Raw genomic sequence first — 21,228 nt, forward strand, 5'->3', positions numbered from 1 at the left:
AACGACGGCTGTCGGGTTGTTAGGGCGGAGGGACCAGGGAAACTGGGAGAAACGCGTCGGGTCTGTACGACTCGTAGAGCCGGAGGCACCCATGGAACACGGAACGGACAAGACCGGCCCCGCCCGCGACGACATGATGAAGCGGCAGCTGCGCGGACAGCTGACCGCGGAGCGCTCGCTGCGCACGAGCGAGGAGCACGAGCTCCAGCCGGCCGGCGAGGACCAGCCGGTGGCCGCCTGGTCGCCCGAGAGCACCTTCCGGGGCGGCACCCCGAGCGGGATGACCGAGCAGGATGTGGGGCTGCGTTCCGAGCTCGCCCAGCACCTCGGCCGGAGCCTCTACCCGGCCGACAAGAACACGATCATCGAGACCCTGCGGCGCAACAATGCCCCGGACCGGCTGGTCGGCATGGCCGAGCGGCTGCCCGCCCACGAGCGTTTCGGCAATGTGCAGAGCATCGCCGAGGCCGTGGGGATCCACACCGAGCACCACCGCGCCTGAGATCAGCGCAGGTGGGGCCGCCTGGCGCTGCCGGGCGGCGGCAGGAGGCGGACAATTGAGCTACCGGCACCCGCCGCAGCCCGCGGTGGGGCGGACGGAGGGGAAGAAGGTGGGTGGAGATGTCCGATGACGCGATGGGCGACGAGGTCTATCAGCCGCCCAGCTCCGATCCCCAGGACAACCCCAACGACCTGGACATGGAGGACGCCCTCGACGAGCCCGGTCTCGACGAGACGCTCGATACCGGCTACTCGCCTCCGGAGCGGCCGTTCGTGGTGAACCACGACGGGACCACGGCACGGGAGCTGCACGACCGCGAGCGGCTCGACCACCGCCTGTCGGTGGAACTGCCCGACGTCAGTCCGCCCGACGGCGACGGCATCGGCGACCTGCCGGGCGGGGTGGGTGAACCGGTGGATCTCCAGTGCGGCGACGAGCGGGCCGGCCGGCTGGTGGGCTCCGACGAGGGGTTCTGGCGCGGCGGCAGCAACGACGTCTCCGCCCGGGACGTGGGCATCGACGGCGGTGCCGCGTCGGCGGAAGAGGCGGCGGTGCACATCGTCCACGACAATGCGGGGGAAGGGGAGTTGGAAAGCTGATCCGGCCGCCGGACCGGGTGCGGGACGCGGCCGGCGGAATTCCCGTCAGCGGGCGAAGACTTCCTCGTCACCGGCGCGCAGGACATTCGCCTGCATATTGCGCTCCATCATGCGCAGCGCGGCCGCGGCGAGATCCTGGTGAATGGGCGCGCAGGCGTCCTCGACGACGGTGACGGAGAAGTGCCGGATATGGGCGTCGAGCGCGGAATAGAGCACGCACTGCTCGGTGACCTGGCCGCAGAGCACGACGGTCTCGATACCGCGCTGGCGCAGCAGGTATTCCAGCGGCGTTTGATAGAAGATCGAGTGCCGCGCCTTCACCACGAACAGGGATTTCTCGTCCGGCCGGACCGGCTCCACCAGGTCGGCGTGCGGGCCGCCGAGCACCGCGTCGAGGAGTTCGTCGTGGTGCGAACGCCACAGCCCGAAGTTGTCGTTGACGTAGATGACCTCGATGCCCCTTCCCCTGGCCCGGTCCAGGAGTGCGGTGATCTGCGGCAGCGCCGTGCGGACCGACGGCAGGAGCAGTTCCGCGTCCTCGTGTTCGTAGGAGTTGAGCATGTCGATGACGATCAGGGCGGTCTTCGGCATCGGGTGAGCCTCCGTTCAGCCGGGCGCCGGCCGCTCCCGGACGACCTCCTGGGGTCGCTTGTCGTCGCGCAGGCCCAGGAAGCGCGGGTGGCGCAGCATGCCGTCGCGCGTCCACTCGGTGAAGCCGACCTGGGCGACGAGTTCGGGGCGCACCCAGTGGGCCCGGGGTTCGCGGACCGGGTCGTCGAAGGGCGGGCGGTCGCGCCGGCGTGCGTCGAGCAGCCGGTGCAGGCGGCGCAGGGTGTGCCGGTCGAAGCCGGTGCCGACCTTGCCGGCGTAGCGCAGCCTGCCGTCCTCGTAGTGGCCGAGGAGCAGGGCGCCGAAGCCGACCCGGCTGCCGGACGGCTCGGTGAAGCCGCCGATGACGAACTCCTGCCCCTGGGAGCACTTGAGTTTGAGCCAGTCCGAGGAGCGGCGCGGTACGTAGCGGCCGTCGGCGCGCTTGGCGATCAGGCCCTCCCAGCCGCGGGCGCACGCCTCGTCCAGTTCGTGCCGGCCGGCGTGGTTGCGGTCCTCCCCCGCCGGCGCCTCCGCCAGCAGCTCCCGTCGGTCGGGCGGCAGCGTGTCGAGGAGCGAGCCGGTCTCACCCATCGGCTGCTCCCCCGGCCTCGTCGGCGGTCACCCGCTTGAGGGTGCGGCCGCTGCGCACGGACCGGGCGCGCCGGGCGTCGGGGGTGCCGCCCCGCCCGGCCCGGTCGTCGTTCTCCTTCACCAGCAGCCAGGACTCCCGTTTTCCGGGGCCCTCGCCGGAGCGGAACCGGGTGAGCGCGTAGCCGCCGTGCAGCTTGCTGCCGTCGAGCCAGAAGGAGGCGTGGCCCGCCTCCAGGGCCTCGCTGAACGAGCCGGCGCGGCCCTTCTTGTGGCTGGTCAGCGGGTGGTAGCTGCCCTCGTCCCAGACGATCACGGTGCCCGCGCCGTACTCCCCCTCCGGGATGACGCCCTCGAATTCCCGGTACTCCAGCGGATGGTCCTCGGTGGGCATCGCCAGCCGCTTGTCGTGCGGGTCGGTGGACGGGCCCTTGGGCACCGACCAGGACTTCAGCACCCCGTCGACCTCCAGCCGGAAGTCGAAGTGCAGGGTGCTGGCGTCATGGATCTGCACGACGAAGCACGGCTCGTCCCCGGAGGGCGTCTGCGCGCCCTCCGGCTCGCGGGTCCGGTCGAAGTGCCGTTTGTCCCGGTAGGTCGTCAGTCCGTTCCTGCCGCTCACGTCTGTCGCCTGCCTCCTCGACGAGGGCCGCACCTCTCACTGTGGCGCGCGACGGCCCGCCCCGCATGTGGGAAGCGGGCGGCGCCACGGCCTCTCGACTGCCCGGTTGGGTGAGTAACAGGCCCACCAACGGGCACGCGCAGCCCGCAGAGGCGAGCTTGGAGACAGCACACCTGGATCGACGCGGGAGGAACCATGGGCATGCGGAGGATGCTGCGCAGCTGGCCCGTGTACCGGCAGCTCACCGGCGGTGACCCGCTGGGCCGCGGGCGCGCCGCGATGTCCGGGCCCACCGAGGCGCTGCGGCCGCGCACCGGCACCGCGGACCGGGTGGTGGCGTCGGTCTGCCCGTACTGCGCGGTCGGCTGCGGGCAGCAGGTGTACGTCAAGGACGACAAGGTGGTGCAGATCGAGGGCGACCCCGACTCGCCGATCAGCCGGGGGCGGCTGTGCCCCAAGGGGTCGGCGACGCTGCAGCTGACGACCGGGGAGTCGCGGCGCCACCAGGTGCTCTACCGGCGGCCCTACGGGACGCAGTGGGAGCCGCTGGACCTCGACACCGCCATGGACATGATCGCCGAGCGGGTGATCGAGCTGCGCCGCGACACCTGGCAGTGGGAGGAGGACGGCCGGCGGGTCGCCCGGACCCTCGGCATCGCCAGCCTGGGCGGCGCGACCCTCGACAACGAGGAGAACTACCTGATCAAGAAGCTGATGACCGGGCTCGGCGTGGTCCAGGTGGAGAACCAGGCACGGGTCTGCCACAGCTCCACGGTCGCGGGCCTGGGCACCTCGTTCGGCCGGGGCGGCGCGACCACCTTCATGCAGGACCTCCAGCACGCCGACTGCATCGTCATCGAGGGCTCCAACTTCGCCGAGGCGCACCCGGTGGGCTTCCAGTGGGTGATGGAGGCCAAGGCCAGGGGCGCGCGGATCATCCACGTCGACCCGCGTTTCAGCCGCACCAGCGCGCTGGCCGATCTGCACGTGCCGATCCGGGCCGGCACCGACATCGCCTTCCTGGGCGGGATCATCAACCACGTCCTCACCGAGGAGAAGGACTTCCGCGAGTACGTCCTCGCCTACACCAACGCCGCCTCCCTCGTCAGCGAGGACTTCCGCGACACCGAGGACCTCGGGGGTGTCTTCTCCGGGCTGGACGAAGAGGGCCACCGCTACGACCCGGCGAGCTGGCAGTACGAGGGCACCGACGTGCAGGCCCCGGCCGGCGACGTCGAGCAGCTGCACGACCGGAAGCTGCATGACACCCAGGACGCGCACGCGGCACCGGGGTCCGCCGAGGCACACGGCTCGGGCGGCGCGCAGGCACACCCCCGGGCCCCGCGCGACCCGTCCCTGCAACACCCCCGCTGCGTCTACCAGATCCTCAAGCGGCACTTCGCCCGTTACACCCCCAAGGCGGTCGAGCGGATCTGCGGGGTGCCGCCCGAGACCTTCCGGCAGGTGTGCGACGCGCTGACCGAGAACTCCGGGCGCGACCGCACCAGCGCGTTCGCCTACGCGGTGGGCTGGACCCAGCACTCGGTCGGCACGCAGTACATCCGGGCCGCGAGCATCCTCCAGCTGCTGCTCGGCAACATCGGCCGTCCCGGGGGCGGCATCCAGGCGCTGCGCGGCCACGCCTCCATCCAGGGCTCCAGTGACATCCCCACGCTCTTCAACCTGCTGCCGGGCTACCTCCCGATGCCGCAGGCGCACGCTCACGAGGACCTGGAGTCGTTCGTCGCGGCGAGCCGTACCGAAAAGGGCTTCTGGGGCGACATGCGGGCGTACTTCGTCAGCCTGCTCAAGGCGTACTACGGCGATGCCGCGACCCCGGAGAACGACTTCTGCTTCGACCACCTGCCGCGGCTGACGGGGTCGCACAGCACCTACGACACCGTCATGGCACAGCTGGACGGCGCCTGCCGGGGCTACTTCCTCATGGGCGAGAACCCCGCCGTCGGGTCCGCCAACACCCGTCTCCAGCGCCTGGGCATGGCGAAGCTGGACTGGCTGGTGGTACGCGACTTCTCGCTCATCGAGTCGGCGACGTGGTGGCAGGACGGCCCCGAGATCGAGACCGGTGAGCTGCGTACCGAGGACATCGGGACGGAGGTCTTCTTCCTGCCCGCCGCCTCGCACACCGAGAAGTCCGGCTCCTTCACCAACACCAACCGCTGGCTCCAGTGGCACCACGCCGCCGTCGAGCCGCGGGGCGACGCCCGCAGCGACCTGTGGTTCACGTACCACCTGGGCCGGCTCATCAAGGAGAAGCTGGCCGCCTCCCGCGATCCGATGGACACCATGATCCAGGACCTGACCTGGGACTATCCGGAGGAGGGGCCGCTGCGGGAACCGGTCGCCGCGGCCGTGCTGGCCGAGATCAACGGGCACGGCCCGGACGGCGCGCTGCTGAGTGCCTACACCCAGCTCAAGGACGACGGTTCGACCCGCTGCGGCTGCTGGATCTACTGCGGGGTCTTCGCGGACGGCGTCAACCGTGCCGCCCGTCGCACACCGCACACCGAGCAGGACTGGGTCGCCGCCGAATGGGCGTGGTCCTGGCCGGCGAACCGCCGCATCCTCTACAACCGCGCCTCCGCCGCCCCCGACGGCACACCCTGGAGCCCGCGGAAGGCGTATCTGTGGTGGGACGCCGACGCCGGCCGCTGGACCGGCCACGACGTACCGGACTTCGTTCCCGACCGGGCCCCGGACCATGTGCCGCCGCCCGAGGCCACCGGCGCGGACGCGCTGCGCGGCGACGACCCGTTCATCATGCAGGCGGACGGCAAGGGCTGGCTCTACGCGCCGTCCGGGCTGCTCGACGGGCCGCTGCCCACCCACTACGAGCCGCAGGACTCCCCGTTCCCCAACGCCCTCTACCCCGACCACCAGCGCTCCCCCACCAAGCAGCGCTACTTCCGCGAGGGCAACCGCTACCACCCCAGCGGCGACGAACCGGGCGCCGAGGTCTACCCGTACGTGCTCACCACCCACCGCCTCACCGAGCACTTCACGGCGGGCGGGATGAGCCGCTGGTCGTCCCACCTGTCCGAGCTGCAGCCGGAGCTGTTCTGCGAGGTGTCGCCGAAGCTCGCCGCCGAGCGCGGGCTGGAGCACAACGGGTGGGCCACCCTCATCACCGCGCGCAACGCCATCGAGGCGCGGGTGGCGGTCACCGACCGGATCAAGACGCTGACCGTGCACGGCCGCGAGGTGCACCAGATCGGTCTGCCGTTCCACTGGGGCCCCAACGGGGTCGTCACCGGCGACGCGGCCAACGAGCTGGTCGCCATCTCACTGGACCCCAACTCCCACATCCAGGAGGACAAGGCGCTCACCGCCGACATCCGCCCGGGCCGCCGGCCACGCGGCCCCGCCCTGTCCCGCCTGGTGGCCGACTACCGCCGCCGGGCGGGCATCACCGAGCACACCGGGAAGGACCCACGGCCATGACGGACAGCCAGCTCAGCGGCCCGGAACCGGATCCGGCCGGCGACGCCGGTCACGCCGGCCACCCGCCCCGGGTGGGGTTCTTCACCGACACCTCCGTCTGCATCGGCTGCAAGGCGTGCGAGGTGGCGTGCAAGGAGTGGAACGCCCTCTCGGAGGACGGGTTCACGCTCACCGGCATGTCGTACGACAACACCGCCGGCCTCGGGGCGTCGACCTGGCGGCACGTGGCCTTCATCGAGCAGTCGGCGCCACCGGTGCCCGCCCCCGAGGGCCGCCGGGAACTCCCGCTGGTCCAGGACGCCTCGCAGTCGGCCGGCGGGGAGTTCCGCTGGCTGATGTCCTCCGACGTCTGCAAGCACTGCACCCACGCGGCCTGCCTCGACGTCTGCCCGACCGGCTCGCTGTTCCGCACCGAGTTCGGCACCGTCGTCGTGCAGGAGGACATCTGCAACGGCTGCGGCTACTGCGTACCCGCCTGCCCCTACGGCGTCATCGAGCAACGCCCCTCCGACGGGCGGGCGTTCAAGTGCACGCTGTGCTACGACCGGCTCGGCGCCGGGCAGGAGCCGGCGTGCGCGAAGGCGTGCCCGACCGAGTCGATCCAGTTCGGCCCGCTGGACGAGCTGCGCGAGCGGGCCGCGCTGCGGGTGGACCAACTGCACGCCGCGGGCGTGCCCGAGGCGCGGCTCTACGGCCACGACCCCACGGACGGGGTCGGCGGCGACGGGGCGTTCTTCCTGCTGCTGGACGAGCCGGAGGTGTACGGGCTGCCGCCGGACCCGGTGGTCACGACCCGGGACCTGCCGGCCATGTGGAAGCACGCGGCTGCCGCCGCGCTGTCGCTGGCGGGCGGTGTCGCGCTGTCCTTCGCGCTGCCCGCGCTCGCCCGGGGAAAGGCACAGGTACGGCGATGACCCGGCCCGGCAGGACGCGCGCGGCGCGCGCACGACGGTCCCGTAAGGGCGAGGAACTCATGTTCCCCCGCGCGGAGTTCGGCTCCTACTACGGCCGTCCCATCATCAAGGCCCCGTCGTGGGCGGCCAGGGACATCGCCGGGTACTTCTTCCTCGGCGGGCTGGCCGGTGCGGGCTCGGTGCTCGCCGCGGGCGCCCAGCTGACCGGCCGGACCGGCCTGGCGACCGGGATGAAGGTCTCGTCCCTCGCGGCGGTGTCGCTCTCCGCCGCGGCGCTCATCAACGACCTCGGCCGCCCGAGCCGGTTCGCCAACATGCTGCGGGTGCTGAAGCCCACCTCGCCGATGAGCGTCGGCTCGTGGCTGCTCAGCGGGTACGGGCCGGCGGCCGGGGCGGCGGCGCTCAGCGCGGTCACCGGACGGCTGCCCCGGGCGGGTGCCGCCGCCACCGCGACCGCCGCGCTGCTGGGGCCGGCAGTGGCCACGTACACCGCGGTCCTCGCGGCGGACACCGCCGTACCGGCCTGGCACGGCGCGCACCGCGAACTGCCCTACCTCTTCGCCGCCTCCGCGACCGCCGCGGCCGCCGGCATGGCACTGGTGCTGGCTCCCCCGCACGAGAACACCCCGGCCCGCTGCGCCGCTGTGCTGGCGGCCGCCGCCGACGCGGTGGCGACCCGGGCGGCCGAGCGGCGCCTGGGCATGGTGGCGGAGACCTACCGCGAGGGGCGGGCGGGACGGCTGCTGCGCTGCGCCGAGGTGCTGACCTGCGGGGCCGCGGCGACCGCGGCACTCGTGGGCCGCCGCCACCGCCCGGCGGCCGTCGCCGCCGGTCTGGCGCTGCTCACCGGCTCGGCCTGTACCCGCTTCGGCGTCTTCGCGGCCGGTATCGCCTCCGCGGAGGACCCCGCGTACACGGTCGTCCCGCAACGCACGACCCAGGGGGCCACGGCCCCACCATCGGAATAGCGACACTTCCCCGACCGCAGGAGTACTCGTGAAGCGACGTCGTCCTCGGATCGTGATCGTCGGAGCCGGTTTCGCCGGCTACAACTGTGCCCGCGCGCTCTCCCGGCAGGCCAAGGGAGCCGCCGAGATCGTGCTGCTCAACCCGCTCGACTACTTCTTGTACGTGCCGCTGCTGCCGGAGGTCGCGGCCGCCATCCTCGAACCCCGCCGGGTCGCGGTGTCCCTCACCGGCACCCTGCCGGGCGTCCGGCTGGTCCTCGGCCACGCCCACGGCATCGACCTCGACGCCCGCCGGGTGACGTACACCGACCCCGAGGAACGGGAGGGGTCGCTGACGTACGACCGGCTGGTGCTGACCGTCGGCAGCGTCAACAAGCTGCTGCCCATTCCCGGCGTCACCGAGCACGCCCACGGCTTCCGCGGGATGCCGGAGGCGCTGTACCTGCGCGACCACATGGTCCGTCAGGTCGAGCTGGCCGGTGCGTCCGACGACCCGGCGGTGCGGGCCGCACGGACCACGTTCGTGGTCGTCGGCGCCGGCTACACCGGTACCGAAGTCGCCGCCCACGGCGTGCTGTTCACCGATTCGCTGGCCCGCCAGAACGTCGGGCTGCGGGACGGGCCGCGCCCCCGTTGGCTGCTGCTGGACGTCGCCGACCGGCTGCTGCCGGGGCTCGACGAGCGGCTGTCGCACACCGCCGACCGGGTGCTACGGGGCCGCGGGGTGGACGTCCGTACCGGTACCTCGGTCAAGGAAGCGACGTCGGAGGGGGTGCTGCTGGACGACGGCGAGTTCATCGCCAGCCGCTCGCTCATCTGGTGCGTGGGCGTCCGGCCCGACCCGCTGGTGGAGGGGCTGGGGCTGCCCACGGACAAGGGACGGCTGTGCGTCGACGCGTACCTGACGGTGCCGGGGCATCCGGAGGTGTTCGCCTGCGGTGACGCCGCGGCGGTACCCGACCTGACCCGCCCGGGCGAGGTGACGCCGATGACCGCCCAGCACGCCCAGCGGCAGGGCAAGGTCGCGGCACACAACGTGGCCGCGTCCTGCGGCCGGGGCAAACCCCGTGCGTACGAGCACCGGGACCTGGGCTTCATGGTCGACCTCGGCGGGGTCCAGGCCGCCGCGAACCCGCTGCACGTCCCGCTCTCCGGCCCGCTCGCCGGTGCCGTCACCCGCGGCTACCACCTGATGGCGATGCCCGGGAACCGCGTCCGGGTGGCCGCCGACTGGCTGCTGGACGCGGTACTCCCCCGCCAGGGTGTCCACCTCGGCCTGGTCAGCCCCTGGTCGGTGCCGCTGGACACCGCCTCGCCGGAAGTGGCCCGGCTGCCCCGCGGCTCGGACGGATCCACGTGACGGGCCGCCAACGCCCGCCCCTGACCGCGTAGTCCTCGGCTCGTCGGGTAACCGGCCCGGATGGAGACTCAAGACATGGCAGCAGCGAACCTGACCCCGACCGCACCGCTGGCGGCTCCCCACGTCACGAGCGGCGCCCTGCTCACCCTCGTCGGAGTGGTGATCGTCGCCGTGCTGCTCGCCGCCTTCGTCTGGGGACGCCGCGCCAAGACCCGCGAGCCCGCCCCGCCGCGACCCGAGGAGCAGCCGCGACTGCCGGAGGGCGGCCCGGTCGGCGACGTCGTCGAGAACCGGCCGCCCGACGAACTCCCCCGGACGGAGCGGCGGCTGAGCCCACACGAGCTGAAGGGCGAGGGCACGCATGACTCTTCGCCACCCCGCTAACCGAGGCGGCGACCGGCGGGGCCGGTTCGCCGAGCTGGCTCAGGCGGCCTCGCACTTCACCAGCTCCCCCGCCTTCTTCCTGCTCTGCCTGGCCCTGATCGCCCTGTTCGTCGCCGCGCACCTCGCCGGGCTCCCGCTGAGCTGGCAACTGCTGGCGGGCGACGCCATGTCGGCGGTCACCCTGCTGCTCCTCGCGCTGCTGAAGAACTCCGAGCTGCGCGCCGAACACGCCATCCAGCGCAAGCTCGACGCCCTGGCGGCCGCGCTGCTCGAAGGGCGCGAGGACGAGGGCGGACAGGCCGCCGAGGACCTCAGGAAGGCGATCCGCCTGGAGGACGAGACATGACGCCGCGCCGTGCCCGGCGCGGGGCCGGTGCCCGCCCGCCGTCGTGAGGTGACCGGAGGCCGCCCCTCCGCGGCAGCGCGCCCCCGGGACGAGCTACCGCACCCGCTCCGCTTCCTCCTCCTCGGGCAGCTTCACATCGCTCACCGCGATGTTGACCTCGACGACTTCCAGCCCGGTCATCCGCTCGATCGCGGCGATCACGTCCTCGCGTACCGATCTCCCCACCTCGGGGATGATCTCGCCGTACTCGACGATGACGTCCAGATCGACCGCGGCCTGCCGCTCGCCGACCTCGACCTTGACACCGTGGGTGGTCGCCGTACCTCCCCCGGGTACCCGTCGGCGCAGCTCACCCACCGATCTGGAGAATCCACTGCCCAGGGCGTGCACCCCCGGCACGTCCCGGGCGGTCAGATAGGCGATCTTCGCCACCACTCCGTCGGCGATCGTGGTCCGCCCGAGGTTTCCCGTGTTCCGCGACCCGCCCTGTACCGGCTCGGTCATCGCGCACCACCTCTTCACTCCATCGGGGAAACGTTGGCCCGTCTCCTCACGCTAGGTCGCGTCGGATGAAGCCGCCTCTCGTGGCGGGGAAACCTCTCGTGGCTGGAAAAGGAGATTTTTTGCCATTGTTCCGATTTAAGCCAGTTGCTTGTAGGGTCCCCTGTGTGTCTTCGCGCGGAGACGGTCCTGGCCCGGTGGGGGAACGAGCGCCCAGGGCCCACAGGCAGTCCACGCACGCGCTGGTACCGGGAGAAGCCATGAAGAAACTCATCGCGACCGCGTTCGCCGTCGCCCTGTTCGGCGCGGGCGGCGCCGGCATCGCCTCGGCCGCCCCCGCGACGCCGGCCCCCTCGTCCGGCCACGGCATCACGACGACGTTCCACTGCCCCCCTCCACGGGGCACCTTCACCCTCACCGCGGACGCCTGGGTGACGGGCCAGTACACGTGGTATTACGGCCGGCAAGGCTGTACGCACACTCCGTAGTCACCGGCGGTCGGGCACGCGGCCTCGGGTGAGGCTCCGCGGTACGCCCCGGCGGACCGGCCCCGCCCTCCCGCACGCGTCCGGGAGGGGCCGGAACGACCCTTCCTGGGCTCCCCGAAACCCCCGATATCCTGGGACTTCTCTCGTGCCCGACACCGGGTGCATCCCGTCCCGAAGGGAAGCCGCCCGTGGAGTTCCGGCTGCTCGGCACCGTCTGCGTCGACACCTTCTCCGGACCCCTGCCGCTCGGCCCCGCCAAACGCCGCAGCCTGCTCGCCGCGCTGCTGCTGTCCGCCAACACCCCCGTTTCGCTCGCCCGGTTGACGGACTCCCTGTGGGACGACACCCCGCCCCTGCACGCCCGCAACGTCATCCAGGGGCATGTCTCCCGGCTGCGCGCCCTCCTGGTGGGCGCCGACGCGGAGGCGTACGGGGTGGAGCTGGTCACCCTCGGCGAGGCGTATCTGCTGCGGGTACCGGAGACCCTGCTGGACTCCGAACGGTTCGAGGAACTGCTGCTGCTGGCGCGGGAGCAGGGCGACCCGGCCGACGCCGTGCGGATGCTCCGGGAGGCCCTGTCGCTGTGGCAGGGCCCGGCGCTCACCGGCGCCTTCACCGGCCCGCCGCTCCGGGCGGCCGCGCACGAGCTGGAGGAGTCCCGGCTGGCGGCGGTCGAGGAACTGGCCCACGGCTACGCCTCGTTGGGCGAGCACAACCGGGCCGCGGCCCTGCTGCGCACGGAAGCGGTCGCGCACCCGATGCGGGAGACGCTGACCGCGGCGCTGATGACGGCGCTCTACCGGGCGGGACGGCAGTCGGAGGCGTTGGAGTGGTTCCACCGCACACGGCGGCTGCTCGCCGATGAGCTGGGCGTCGACCCGGGGCGTGAACTCGCCGACGCGTACGCGCTGATCCTGCGGGACGACTCCCCGCCGCACGAGGAGCCGGCAGGCAGGCGGGACGGCGCCCGGAAGAACGCCGCCGGCGCCACCGCGACGGCACCGCCCGGCCCGGCCCCGGACACCGTACGCGGCAGTGCCGGCGGGAGCGGCGCCACCGGGCACGGCAGCGTGCCGGCACCGCGGGCCGACGAACCGCACGCCGATCTGCTGCCCCGCGCGCCCCGGGGCTTCCACGGGCGGGGCACCGAACTGGCCGCGCTCACCCGGGCGGCGGCGGGCGAGGCGCCGGTCTGCCTGGTCACCGGGCCCGCCGGGGTGGGAAAGACCGCGCTGGCCCTGCAGTGGGCGCACCGCAACGCCGATGCCTTCCCGGACGGACGGCTCTTCGTCGATCTGCGCGGATTCAGCGACACCGGTGAGCCCACGCTGAGCGAGGTGCTGCGCGAGTTCCTGCTGGCACTCGGGCTCGCGCCGCGCCGGATACCCGAGTCCGTGCCCGCCGCGGCCGCGCTCTTCCGGTCCCTGACCGACCGGCGCCGGCTGCTCGTGATCCTCGACAACGCCCGGGACTCCGCCACGGTCCGGCCCCTGCTGCCCGGCGGCCGCGACTGCGTCACGCTGGTCACCAGCCGGCACCGGCTGGAAGGGCTCATCGCCTCGGACGCGGCGCGTCCCGTCCCGCTCGACTCGCTCGAACCGCGGGACGGCACGGCCCTGCTGGCCGGTGTGCTCGGCGAGGAACGGGTCCGCGCGGAACCGGTGGCCGCCCGCAGACTCGCCGAGCTGTGCGGCGGGCTGCCACTCGCCCTGCGCGTCACCGCGGCCCGGTTGGCCGGGCGTCCGCAGTGGACCCTCGCCGGCCTGGCCGACGAACTGGCCGACGAGCGCAGCCGGCTGCACTACCTCGACGTGGACGACACCGGCGTCTCCGCCGCGCTGCGGCTGACCGTGCAGCAACTGCCGCCGGACGCCGTGCACCAGTTGACCCGGCTCGGCCACCACCCCGGCTCCCACTTCGACCGCTACACGGCCGCCGCCCTCGCCGGCACCGACCCGGTCGTGGCCGCGGCGGCACTGGAGCGGCTCGCCGCCGCCCACCTCGTCACCGAGTCGGTCCCCGGAACCTGGCAGCTGCACGATCTGGTGCGCCTCTACGCCCGTGGTCTCGACCCGGCATCCGGGGCGGAGGCCCTCGTCGGGGTCCTCGACCACTACATCGCCACCGCACTCAGCGCCGCCGACACCGCCGAGCCCGGTGGCGAGTCCTGTTTCGCCCTGCCGGACGACTACCGCCGCCCCGCCGCCGTCCGGGACTTCACCGACCGGGCGGCGGCGATGCGCTGGCTGGCCACCGAGCGCGACGACCTGGCGCTGGCCGCCGTCGCCGCCCGGGCCGCCGGTCTCGACGACCGGGCCTGGCGGATCATCCTGCTGCAGTGGCCGCAGGTGGTCTGGCGCGTGCGGGACAGCTGGGTCCCGCTGCTGGAACTGGCGCTGGACTCCGCCCGCGCCCTGAAGGACCCCTATGCCGAGTCGAGGGTGCGCAATCTGCTCGGCTGGGTGCTGAGCGAGGAGGGCAGGGTCGACGAGGCCGTCGCGCTGCTGGAGCGGTCACCCGGTCTCGCCCGGCAGGCCGGTGACCGGCTCGGCGAGGCGACCGCGCTGATCAACCTGGCCGTCGTCCAGGCCGAGCAGGGCGGGTTCGGTGCCGCGCTGGAGGGCTGCACACGGGCGGTCGGCCTGGCCCGCGAGGAACACGACGCGCACACCGAGATGCTCGCCCTGCAGCACCTCGCCCGGATGCAGCTCACCGCCGGCCGGCCGCGGGACGCCCTCGACTCCGTCCGGCAGGCGCTCGACCTGGGGCCGGAGCCCGAGGAGGTGGCACGCCGGGTCCTGCTGCTGACCGTCAGCGGTGAGGCCCGGGTGGCGCTCGGCGACGAGAGCGAGGGCCTCCGGCTCCTGGGCCGGGCGGCCGGGGACGCGGAACGCGTCGGATACGACGAAGGCGCCGTACGGGCCCTGGCAGCGCTGTTACGGGTGACCGGGCGGCCGGAGTACCGCAGGCGGCACGAACAGGCGGTCCGCCGGCTCACCGACGGTGCATGACGCGCGCCCGCACCCCGTCGCCGGCGCACCGCACCGAGCATCAGCGGGACGTCAGCGGGACATCAGCAGAACGTGACCACCGGCCCCCAGACTCAGGCATGTCAGCAGGTCAGCAACGGCACGCCGAGGACCTGGCGTTCGCCGCACCGCACCCACGGGGGCATTCCGATGAGTACGTTCCGTCAGCGCACCACCCTCCTCGCCGCCGCGTCCACCGCCGTGCTCGCCCTGGCGCTCACGGCCTGCGGCGGGGACGCCGCCGGCGCCAGGGCCGCCGGCCCGGCGGCGAACGACCCGGCGCCTGCCGCCGCTTCGGGGCGGACCGCGAAGCAGGCCGACGCCGCGAAGCAGGCCGACGCCGCCCGGAACACCGGTGGCTCCCACCACACCGGCGCCACGAGCCCCGGCACCGCGAAGACCTCCCGCTCCGCGTCCGCCCCCGTCTGCACGACCAAGGACGTCGCCGTCAGCGCCGCCTACCTGAACGGCCCGCCGTACACCCACCTCGTGCTGACGGCGAAGAACACCTCGGGCCACAGCTGCAGACTGACGGGCTACCCGGAGATCCAGTTCCTCGAGAGCCACCGGGAGAACGTGCCGCCGGTCGCCAAGAGCAAGCCGGCCACGCCCGTCGTGCTCACCCCGGGCGCCCCCGCCTACGCCCTGGTGCGGCTGTCGAACGGCGGGGTCGACGAGGACACCGAACCCGTGACGGCTTTCTCCGTCACGCTCCAGGGCGGCGGCCGCCCGGCCACCGTGCAGGCGCCCGGCGCCGGCCTGGCGGTCGACCCGGCGAAGTGGGCGACCGGCTACTGGACGTACGAACTGCGCAACGGCGCGGACGACTTCTGAGCCGGCCCCCGTACGGCGCTGCCGGCGCCACACCACCGCCCCGAATTACCCCGGCCAATTGAGCAACACCGACAAGTCGCAATCGGTACATCGGATTTCCTCGACGGCGCGACTCAGTCAGCGCAACCACATCACCCCGACCGAGTGATTACGACTCGTCATTCGGGTTCCGGGTGGCATGAGCGTCTACCACCCCCTGATGATCGGGGGGCTGTAGTACCGCTGCCTGCGCGCTGCCCGAACCGTCGAGGAGACGCCGATAACGATGAGTGAACCAGTTCGCAAGCCACAACTGTTCCGCGAACTCTCCGCGGAATTCCTGGGCACCATGGTGCTCATTCTGTTCGGGTGCGGCGTGGTGGCACAGGTGGTGGCCGGCGGGGCCCTGACGAATCCGAAGGGCGGGCTCGGAGACCACGACAGCATCGCCTGGGCCTGGGGCTTGGGGGTCACCCTCGGCGTCTACGTAGCGGCCCGTCTCAGCGGCGCGCACCTCAATCCGGCGGTGACGCTCTCCCTTGCCACCTTCAAGGACTTTCCCTGGCCCAAGGTCCTGCCGTACGCCCTCGCACAGACCGCCGGAGCTTTCGTCGCGGCGCTGCTGGTGCGCTGGAACTACACCGAAGTATTGGCGCGGGCCGATCCGACGCACACCATCAAGACGCAATTCGTCTTTTCCACGCTGCCGGGAAACGGTTCGACCACGGCCGGCGTCCACGAATGGGGCGCATTCCGCGACCAAGTGATCGGCACCGCCCTGTTGCTGCTCCTCATCTTCGCCATCACCGACCTGCTGAACACGCCGCCGGGCGCCAACATGGCCCCTTTGATCATCGGCTTGGTCGTGGTCGGAATCGGCATGGCCTTCGGCACGAATGCCGGCTACGCGATCAACCCGGCCCGTGACCTCGGCCCCAGACTGGCCAGTTTCCTCACCGGGTACGGCGGCGCCTGGCGGGACCAATGGGGCAACCTGTATTTCTGGGTCCCCATCGCCGGCCCGCTGATCGGCGGCGTCCTGGGAGCCGGTATCTACAAGTTCCTCATCGGCAACTTCCTCCCCACTGCCGGCCCCGAGCCCGCCGGGCGCACCCCCGCCCCGGAAGGACAAGCCTGAGCCGTGCGCACCGGCCCCGTCGGAGGCCGGACGCCCACACCCCGACCGTCAGCCGGTACCGGCGCTCATCAAGCGGTACATACCGATCGAGTCGTGGGTCGTGGTGGCGGCGAAGCCGAACTTCTCGTACAGGAAGCGCGCCGGGCCGTCCGCGATCAGTGACACATACGCGGTCGCGGGCGCCCGGCGTTCCAGCTCCTCGGCGAGCGCGGCCATGATGCGCTTCCCGAGCCCGAGCCCCTGGTGGGCGGGGTGCACGCAGATGTCGACGACCTGGAACGCGGTGCCGCCGTCACCGATGATCCGCCCCATGCCGATGGGCTCGCCCTCGTACCGGAGGACCACGCCGTACCAGGTGTTGGGCAGGGCGAGCGCGACCGCCTCGGGGGCCTTGTCGGAGAGTCCCGCGTCGGTGCGCAAGCGGCGGAAGACCTCGACGGAGGGCACACCCGCACACACCTCGTAAGGGTCATTCTGCTTCGTCATGTATTACATGCTAGCGCAGGCCACGACTCGGCGGCAGGCACGGCCGGAGAGGCCGCAACCGACACCGGCAGGGGCGATATTGGCACATGCAGGCGAATAGTCGCCTAATAGGTGCTTTGGTATGTCCCGGGGGTCCCGACTGGGCAATCTGCTGTCCGGAGCTCGGCATCGCCGGTGCCGGGGCATGGGTGGGAGGGGTGGCGTGGTGGGTGTGCCGCGGGATGCGCATCGGGGCGAGGACGGGCAGGCCGTACTGCTCGTGGCAGGGCTGGCGGACCTGGCTCTGACCACGTGCGGAACGGCGCTGCAGGCGGTACGCGGCCTGTTGGGCCGCTCGGACCTCGGCGAGTTGGCAACGCAGGGACAGCAGGACCTCCGGGCGCGCGGCCGGCTGGCGCTGGACCGCGCGGGGGCGGGCGGCGAACCGCACATGGAGGCGCTGGCACGCCACGCACGCTCCGGGAGCGCCGGCGGGGCCGGTGACTGAGCCGTTGGAGCAGGCCGCGCTCAAGTCCCGGGTGGAGCGGGAGCTGGAGCGGTTCGTCGGAGCGGAGGTCGAGGCGCTGCTCTCGGTGGACGAGGACCTGGCTCCGCTCGCGGACGTGCTGCGGGCGGTCACCTCGCGCGGGAAACGTCTGCGGTCCGCCTTCTGCTACTGGGGCTGGCGGGCAGCGGGGCAGCCGGACAGCGACGCGCTGGTGCGGGCGGCGGCGAGCATGGAGCTGGTCCACGCGGCCGCGGTGGTCCATGACGACCTCATCGACGACAGCAGCCTGCGGCACGGCCGGCCGACCGCTCACATCGCGCTGTGCGAGGTCTTCGCCGACGGGCCGCGCCAGACAGCGCGGGCGCGCTCGCTGGCGATGCTGGCCGGCGACCTCCTGATGTCGTGGGCCGGCCAGTTGTTCACCGGCTGCGGTCTGCCGGCGGCATACCTGGCGCAGGCCAACGGCCTGTGGCGGGTACTGGCCCGTGAACTGATCGCCGGCGAGGCCCTGGAGATCCTGCACACCGCCACCGAACCGGACGTAGGGCGGTCGCTGAAGGTGATCCGCTACAAGACGGCCAAGTACACCGTGGAGCATCCGCTGCACCTCGGTGCCGCGCTCGCCGGCGCCGGGGTGGAGCTACGTGACGTGTTCAGCGACTACGGACTGCCGCTGGGCGAGGCGTTCCAGCTGCGTGACGACCTCCTCGGCCTGTTCGGCGAGCCGGCCACCACGGGCAAGGCGAACACCGACGACGTCACCGGCGCCCGGCCCACCGCGCTGATCGCTCTCGCCCGGCAGTCGGCCACCCCCGCTGAGCACCGTGCGCTGATGGGCTTGCTCGGGCGCAGCACACTGACGCCCGACCAACTGGCACGCGTCCGCGCCATCGTGCAGCGCACCGGCGCGCACACCCGCGTCGAGGACATGATCACCGAGCGGGTCACCCTCGCCACCTCCGCGCTGCGGGGCGTGGACCTGCCCCGCCCGGCCCACCTGGCCCTGACCCACCTGGCCGCCGCGGCGACCGCCCGTCAGGACTGACCGACGACCGCCCGGGCTGACTGTCCGGCACCACCGCGAGCCGCCCGCCGGCGCGCGCGACCCGGCCGTCTCTCCTGCTCGCCCCCCTGCCGAAGGAGTTGTGCATGACCTATACCGAGCAGTCCCTGAACGCCCTGCGCGGGGCCGGCGACGAGCTGGCCGACGCCACGGTCGCCACGCTTTTCGAGCGCGGGGAGGTAGGGAAGTTCAACTCCCTGATGCGCTATGTGTCCACCGCAGGTCAGGAGTTGCCGGACGGGCTGCCGGAGGTGGCCCGCGACTACCTGCACCAGACCAGCTCCCCGCCGGCCTGGGTGGACTGGGGTGAGATGGAGAAGGCACGGCTGTTCTTCATCGACAACAACGTGCACATCGCCACCGCCCTGTCCTTCGCCTCGATGCCGGCCTGCTACCTCGTCCCGCATGTCGCAATGCTGCTGTCGGCGACGCACGGGCTGAAGTATCCGGCCAAGCGCATGGCCGAGACCGGGCAATTCACCGTCCTCCTCATGCAGCCGGACGCCTTCGAGGCAGGCAGCCGCTTCCTCCCCGCGGCCCAGAAGGTGCGTCTGCTGCACGCGTCGATCCGCCACCATCTCCGGCGCGAGGGCCACTGGGACGTCGAGGCCCTGGGGACGCCGATCTGTCAGGAGGACATGATCGGCGGGCAGATGATGTTCTCCCTACAGGTCCTGGACGCCCTGCACCGGCTCGGCATCCACATGAGCGTCGACGGTGCCGAGTCCTACTACTACGCCTGGCGCGTGGTGGGCGCCATGCTGGGGGTCGACCAGAGCCAGGTGCCGCAGAACCTGGAGCAGGCCCGCCAGTTCTCCGACCTGTACATGACCCGCCACATGGGCCCCAGCCAGGAAGGCGCCGACCTCACCCGGCAGTTGATCGACCTGTACGAGGAGGTCGTCCCGGGCACGTTCTTCGACCCCGTCGTCTCCGCCCTGATCCGCTATCTGATCGGTGACACCTGTGCCGACTGGCTCCAGGTGCCCCGCACCGCGTGGGACACGGCCGTCAAGGCCGCCCCCGCGCTGCTGCACGTACTGGAGACCATCGAGGACCGCTCCCCCCTGGGCGCCTGGGCACTCGACCGTCTCGGCCACCTCACGACCCTCTTCGAACTCTCCTCCCTCACCCGCGGCCGGGTCATGCACTATGCGATCCCCGAACAGCTCAAGAAGGACTACGGCCTCTCCTCGGCGGTCCCGCGTACCCGCCGCTGGACACCCCCGCCCCCGACGATCACCGCCTGAACCGGCCAGGCCAAGAACCTCCCAAATGGGCCGCGCCGGCTCCCTGTTCGGGCTGGAATTGGCCGGTGGCATACAAGAGAAGAGTACGAATCGCTCGCGCCGTGCTGCTCACTGCATTCCTCGCGCTACCGGCTTCTGCCCTGGTCGGCGTGGTGTACGTGTCGCTCCTCGAGACGGTGGTGAAGGGCAACAAGATCGCGGCTTGGCTGCTGGCGGCCGCGAGCCTGGCCGTCGTCGTCACCCTCTCCCTCCTCGTCTGGCTGCGGTACCGCCGTGACCGCCAGATCCGCCTCCTGATCGCACTGGTGGCAGCGGCCGCGATCTGGCTGTGGGGCCAGCACCTGTGGGAGCCGGTCTCTTCGACGCTCCTGCCGCACTACGAGGGCCTGAAACCCGCTGAGCGCGCACAGGCCGTCGGGCAGTACCGGCTCGCCGTCATTCAGGCATGCGCTGCCGCGGGCGGTGTGATCGCGTTGCTCTACACCGCCCGCAACTACCGGCTCATCCGCCGCGGCCAGGTGACGGATCGGCTCTCCAAGGCCCTGGAGCGCCTGGAGTCCCAGGAAGAGTTCGTACGCGTCGGCGGCGTCATCGCGCTGCAGCAGATCATCCATGACGCGCCGGCGCAGGCCGGGGACGTCACGCACATCGTCCGCACCTTCATCCGCCGCCGGGCGCCGAAGGCGGAACGGGGCGCGCCGCGGGGCGTGCAGGCAGCGGCTTCAGGTCTTCTTCTCCCCCAGGGGTACACGTCCTCGGACCCAGAGGAGCCGGCGGCCGACGTCCAGGCAGCGCTGACCGCACTCAACACCAGGCGCGCCAAGCTGTATGCGTCCCGTATCGATCTCAGCGGATGTCACCTCGCCGGCGCTCAGATGTTCCGCCAGCACCTGGTGAAGGCGCAGCTGAGCGGAGCAGTGCTGACCGACGCCGTCCTGGCCCGTGCCGCGCTGAGACAGGCGAGCCTGGAAAAGTGCGACCTTCGCCGGGTGTGGGCGACGAAGTCCCGTTGCCACCACGCGCAGATGGAGGGCGCCGATCTGCGTGCGGCGCTCTTCTTCGAGGCGGACATGGTGGACTGTGACCTCACCGGCGCAGATCTGCGCCATGCCGAGCTGTCCAGGGCAGATCTGCAGCTGGCAACCTTACGCGGGGCGAAGTTGTCGGGGGCCCGCCTGGTGAGCACCGACTTGACCCGTGCGGACCTGACCGGGGCCACGGCAGAGGAGGAGCCGGTGCGCCTCGACCGTAGCTGTCTCGACCAAGCCCGCCTCAACAACGCCGTGTTGCGGAACGCCGGCCTCATCGGGGCGAGGCTGCGGAACGCCGACCTCACCGACGCAGACCTGACCGGCGCTGATCTGACCGGGGCCGACCTGCGCACGGCCCGGGGATTGACTGCGGACCAGTTGCTCGCTGCCGGTTCGATCGACGGGGCCCGACTGCCTCCGACCCTCCGCGCAGCATGCCGGCACAGCGCACAGGAGACCGGTCCCGCGACCGGTGGTCCCGTCGGCCAGGAAGCGCAGCCCTGACCGCAAGTCACGGGAACCGGCCCGCCCCCGATTCGGGTACCAGGGCCTCCCCAGGACCAGGTCCCGACCAAGAAGCAGGCCATCTTGGCCGGCGGGGCCCTG

The 21,228-nt window shown here is 72.2% G+C and carries 20 protein-coding genes and 1 pseudogene; 16 read left to right on the forward strand and 5 right to left on the reverse strand.

All coding sequences use genetic code 11. The features are described 5' to 3' along the window. Positions 1-91 precede the first annotated feature (91 nt). Both SL103_RS21865 and SL103_RS21870 read left to right on the forward strand, forming a co-directional pair. The gene (locus SL103_RS21865) at positions 92-502 is read left to right on the forward strand and encodes a DUF2795 domain-containing protein (RefSeq protein WP_069570652.1); all 411 of its coding nucleotides are present in this window, start codon (positions 92-94) and stop codon (positions 500-502) included. Positions 503-621: 119 nt separating this feature from the next. Next, entirely contained in the window at positions 622-1,101 is a 480-nt protein-coding gene (locus SL103_RS21870) for a DUF5709 domain-containing protein (RefSeq protein ID WP_069574002.1), read from the forward strand. A 45-nt stretch (positions 1,102-1,146) separates the two neighbouring features. Here the strand turns inward: SL103_RS21870 and SL103_RS21875 are convergent, their stop codons facing one another. The 3 genes and pseudogenes from SL103_RS21875 to SL103_RS21885 all read right to left on the reverse strand — a co-directional run bounded on the left by SL103_RS21875 (position 1,147) and on the right by SL103_RS21885 (position 2,902). Next, positions 1,147-1,692 carry a cysteine hydrolase family protein gene (locus SL103_RS21875; RefSeq protein ID WP_069570653.1) on the reverse strand — a complete coding sequence of 182 codons (546 nt, stop codon included), beginning with the start codon at positions 1,690-1,692 and terminating at the stop codon, positions 1,147-1,149. A 15-nt stretch (positions 1,693-1,707) separates the two neighbouring features. Beyond that, positions 1,708-2,178, reverse strand: a pseudogene (locus SL103_RS21880) (non-homologous end-joining DNA ligase); the annotation flags it as partial. A gap of 97 nt (positions 2,179-2,275) precedes the next feature. After that, complete coding sequence (locus tag SL103_RS21885; RefSeq protein ID WP_069570654.1) at positions 2,276-2,902, reverse strand: DNA polymerase ligase N-terminal domain-containing protein; 627 nt, start codon at positions 2,900-2,902, stop codon at positions 2,276-2,278. A gap of 195 nt (positions 2,903-3,097) precedes the next feature. On the opposite strand from SL103_RS21885, the gene fdh reads away from it, so the two are divergent. The 6 genes from fdh (at position 3,098) to SL103_RS21915 (ending at position 10,336) form a co-directional block, all read left to right on the forward strand. Further along, the gene (gene fdh / locus SL103_RS21890; RefSeq protein WP_069570655.1) at positions 3,098-6,364 is read left to right on the forward strand and encodes a formate dehydrogenase; all 3,267 of its coding nucleotides are present in this window, start codon (positions 3,098-3,100) and stop codon (positions 6,362-6,364) included. Then, the gene (locus tag SL103_RS21895; protein ID WP_069570656.1) at positions 6,361-7,278 is read left to right on the forward strand and encodes a 4Fe-4S dicluster domain-containing protein; all 918 of its coding nucleotides are present in this window, start codon (positions 6,361-6,363) and stop codon (positions 7,276-7,278) included. The genes fdh and SL103_RS21895 overlap by 4 nt, the downstream gene beginning before the upstream one ends. 59 nt (positions 7,279-7,337) lie before the next feature. Next, positions 7,338-8,246, forward strand: a complete 909-nt coding sequence (gene nrfD, locus SL103_RS21900) for an NrfD/PsrC family molybdoenzyme membrane anchor subunit (RefSeq protein WP_069570657.1) — start codon at positions 7,338-7,340, stop codon at positions 8,244-8,246. Positions 8,247-8,298: 52 nt separating this feature from the next. After that, positions 8,299-9,606 carry an NAD(P)/FAD-dependent oxidoreductase gene (locus tag SL103_RS21905; RefSeq protein ID WP_069570658.1) on the forward strand — a complete coding sequence of 436 codons (1,308 nt, stop codon included), beginning with the start codon at positions 8,299-8,301 and terminating at the stop codon, positions 9,604-9,606. A 75-nt stretch (positions 9,607-9,681) separates the two neighbouring features. Further along, complete coding sequence (locus SL103_RS21910; protein WP_069570659.1) at positions 9,682-9,990, forward strand: DUF6479 family protein; 309 nt, start codon at positions 9,682-9,684, stop codon at positions 9,988-9,990. Further along, on the forward strand, positions 9,968-10,336 hold the full coding sequence (locus tag SL103_RS21915) for a low affinity iron permease family protein (protein ID WP_069570660.1): 369 nt from the start codon (positions 9,968-9,970) through the stop codon (positions 10,334-10,336). Before SL103_RS21910 ends, SL103_RS21915 begins: the two co-directional genes overlap by 23 nt. A 93-nt stretch (positions 10,337-10,429) precedes the next feature. Here the strand turns inward: SL103_RS21915 and SL103_RS21920 are convergent, their stop codons facing one another. Next, positions 10,430-10,840 carry an Asp23/Gls24 family envelope stress response protein gene (locus tag SL103_RS21920; RefSeq protein ID WP_069570661.1) on the reverse strand — a complete coding sequence of 137 codons (411 nt, stop codon included), beginning with the start codon at positions 10,838-10,840 and terminating at the stop codon, positions 10,430-10,432. Positions 10,841-11,097: 257 nt separating this feature from the next. On the opposite strand from SL103_RS21920, the gene SL103_RS21925 reads away from it, so the two are divergent. The 4 genes from SL103_RS21925 to SL103_RS21940 all read left to right on the forward strand — a co-directional run bounded on the left by SL103_RS21925 (position 11,098) and on the right by SL103_RS21940 (position 16,305). Further along, complete coding sequence (locus tag SL103_RS21925; RefSeq protein WP_069570662.1) at positions 11,098-11,325, forward strand: hypothetical protein; 228 nt, start codon at positions 11,098-11,100, stop codon at positions 11,323-11,325. A 188-nt stretch (positions 11,326-11,513) separates the two neighbouring features. Further along, on the forward strand, positions 11,514-14,336 hold the full coding sequence (locus tag SL103_RS21930) for an AfsR/SARP family transcriptional regulator (protein ID WP_069570663.1): 2,823 nt from the start codon (positions 11,514-11,516) through the stop codon (positions 14,334-14,336). A gap of 168 nt (positions 14,337-14,504) precedes the next feature. Continuing rightward, positions 14,505-15,188: a DUF4232 domain-containing protein gene (locus SL103_RS21935; protein ID WP_069570664.1), complete on the forward strand. Its 684-nt coding sequence runs from the start codon at positions 14,505-14,507 to the stop codon at positions 15,186-15,188. Between the two features lie 265 nt (positions 15,189-15,453). Further along, entirely contained in the window at positions 15,454-16,305 is an 852-nt protein-coding gene (locus tag SL103_RS21940) for an MIP/aquaporin family protein (RefSeq protein WP_069570665.1), read from the forward strand. Positions 16,306-16,353: 48 nt separating this feature from the next. On the opposite strand, the gene SL103_RS21945 is transcribed toward SL103_RS21940, so the two are convergent. Continuing rightward, the gene (locus tag SL103_RS21945) at positions 16,354-16,791 is read right to left on the reverse strand and encodes a GNAT family N-acetyltransferase (protein ID WP_069570666.1); all 438 of its coding nucleotides are present in this window, start codon (positions 16,789-16,791) and stop codon (positions 16,354-16,356) included. Between the two features lie 202 nt (positions 16,792-16,993). Here SL103_RS21945 and SL103_RS21950 point away from each other — a divergent pair, with 202 nt between their 5' ends. The 4 genes from SL103_RS21950 to SL103_RS38900 all read left to right on the forward strand — a co-directional run bounded on the left by SL103_RS21950 (position 16,994) and on the right by SL103_RS38900 (position 21,126). Further along, the gene (locus tag SL103_RS21950; RefSeq protein WP_432215363.1) at positions 16,994-17,278 is read left to right on the forward strand and encodes a polyprenyl synthetase; all 285 of its coding nucleotides are present in this window, start codon (positions 16,994-16,996) and stop codon (positions 17,276-17,278) included. Beyond that, positions 17,271-18,323, forward strand: coding sequence for a polyprenyl synthetase family protein (locus tag SL103_RS21955; protein WP_069570667.1), 1,053 nt, complete (start codon positions 17,271-17,273; stop codon positions 18,321-18,323). The genes SL103_RS21950 and SL103_RS21955 overlap by 8 nt, the downstream gene beginning before the upstream one ends. A gap of 104 nt (positions 18,324-18,427) precedes the next feature. After that, positions 18,428-19,591, forward strand: coding sequence for an oxygenase MpaB family protein (locus SL103_RS21960; protein WP_069570668.1), 1,164 nt, complete (start codon positions 18,428-18,430; stop codon positions 19,589-19,591). A gap of 101 nt (positions 19,592-19,692) precedes the next feature. Then, positions 19,693-21,126, forward strand: coding sequence for a pentapeptide repeat-containing protein (locus SL103_RS38900; RefSeq protein WP_069570669.1), 1,434 nt, complete (start codon positions 19,693-19,695; stop codon positions 21,124-21,126). The last annotated feature ends 102 nt before the right edge of the window (positions 21,127-21,228 follow it).

This window comes from Streptomyces lydicus (assembly GCF_001729485.1).
Taxonomy (GTDB): Bacteria; Actinomycetota; Actinomycetes; order Streptomycetales; family Streptomycetaceae; genus Streptomyces; species Streptomyces lydicus_D.

Coding starts and splice junctions, on each gene's coding strand:
- SL103_RS21925 (WP_069570662.1), top strand. CDS start 11,098: ATGAAGAAACTCATCGCGACCGCGTTCGCCGTCGCCCTGTTCGGCGCG.
- SL103_RS21895 (WP_069570656.1), top strand. CDS start 6,361: ATGACGGACAGCCAGCTCAGCGGCCCGGAACCGGATCCGGCCGGCGAC.
- SL103_RS21915 (WP_069570660.1), top strand. CDS start 9,968: ATGACTCTTCGCCACCCCGCTAACCGAGGCGGCGACCGGCGGGGCCGG.
- SL103_RS21865 (WP_069570652.1), top strand. CDS start 92: ATGGAACACGGAACGGACAAGACCGGCCCCGCCCGCGACGACATGATG.
- SL103_RS21920 (WP_069570661.1), bottom strand. CDS start 10,840: ATGACCGAGCCGGTACAGGGCGGGTCGCGGAACACGGGAAACCTCGGG.
- SL103_RS21940 (WP_069570665.1), top strand. CDS start 15,454: ATGAGTGAACCAGTTCGCAAGCCACAACTGTTCCGCGAACTCTCCGCG.
- SL103_RS21910 (WP_069570659.1), top strand. CDS start 9,682: ATGGCAGCAGCGAACCTGACCCCGACCGCACCGCTGGCGGCTCCCCAC.
- fdh (WP_069570655.1), top strand. CDS start 3,098: ATGGGCATGCGGAGGATGCTGCGCAGCTGGCCCGTGTACCGGCAGCTC.
- nrfD (WP_069570657.1), top strand. CDS start 7,338: ATGTTCCCCCGCGCGGAGTTCGGCTCCTACTACGGCCGTCCCATCATC.
- SL103_RS21870 (WP_069574002.1), top strand. CDS start 622: ATGTCCGATGACGCGATGGGCGACGAGGTCTATCAGCCGCCCAGCTCC.
- SL103_RS21960 (WP_069570668.1), top strand. CDS start 18,428: ATGACCTATACCGAGCAGTCCCTGAACGCCCTGCGCGGGGCCGGCGAC.
- SL103_RS21875 (WP_069570653.1), bottom strand. CDS start 1,692: ATGCCGAAGACCGCCCTGATCGTCATCGACATGCTCAACTCCTACGAA.
- SL103_RS21945 (WP_069570666.1), bottom strand. CDS start 16,791: ATGACGAAGCAGAATGACCCTTACGAGGTGTGTGCGGGTGTGCCCTCC.
- SL103_RS21935 (WP_069570664.1), top strand. CDS start 14,505: ATGAGTACGTTCCGTCAGCGCACCACCCTCCTCGCCGCCGCGTCCACC.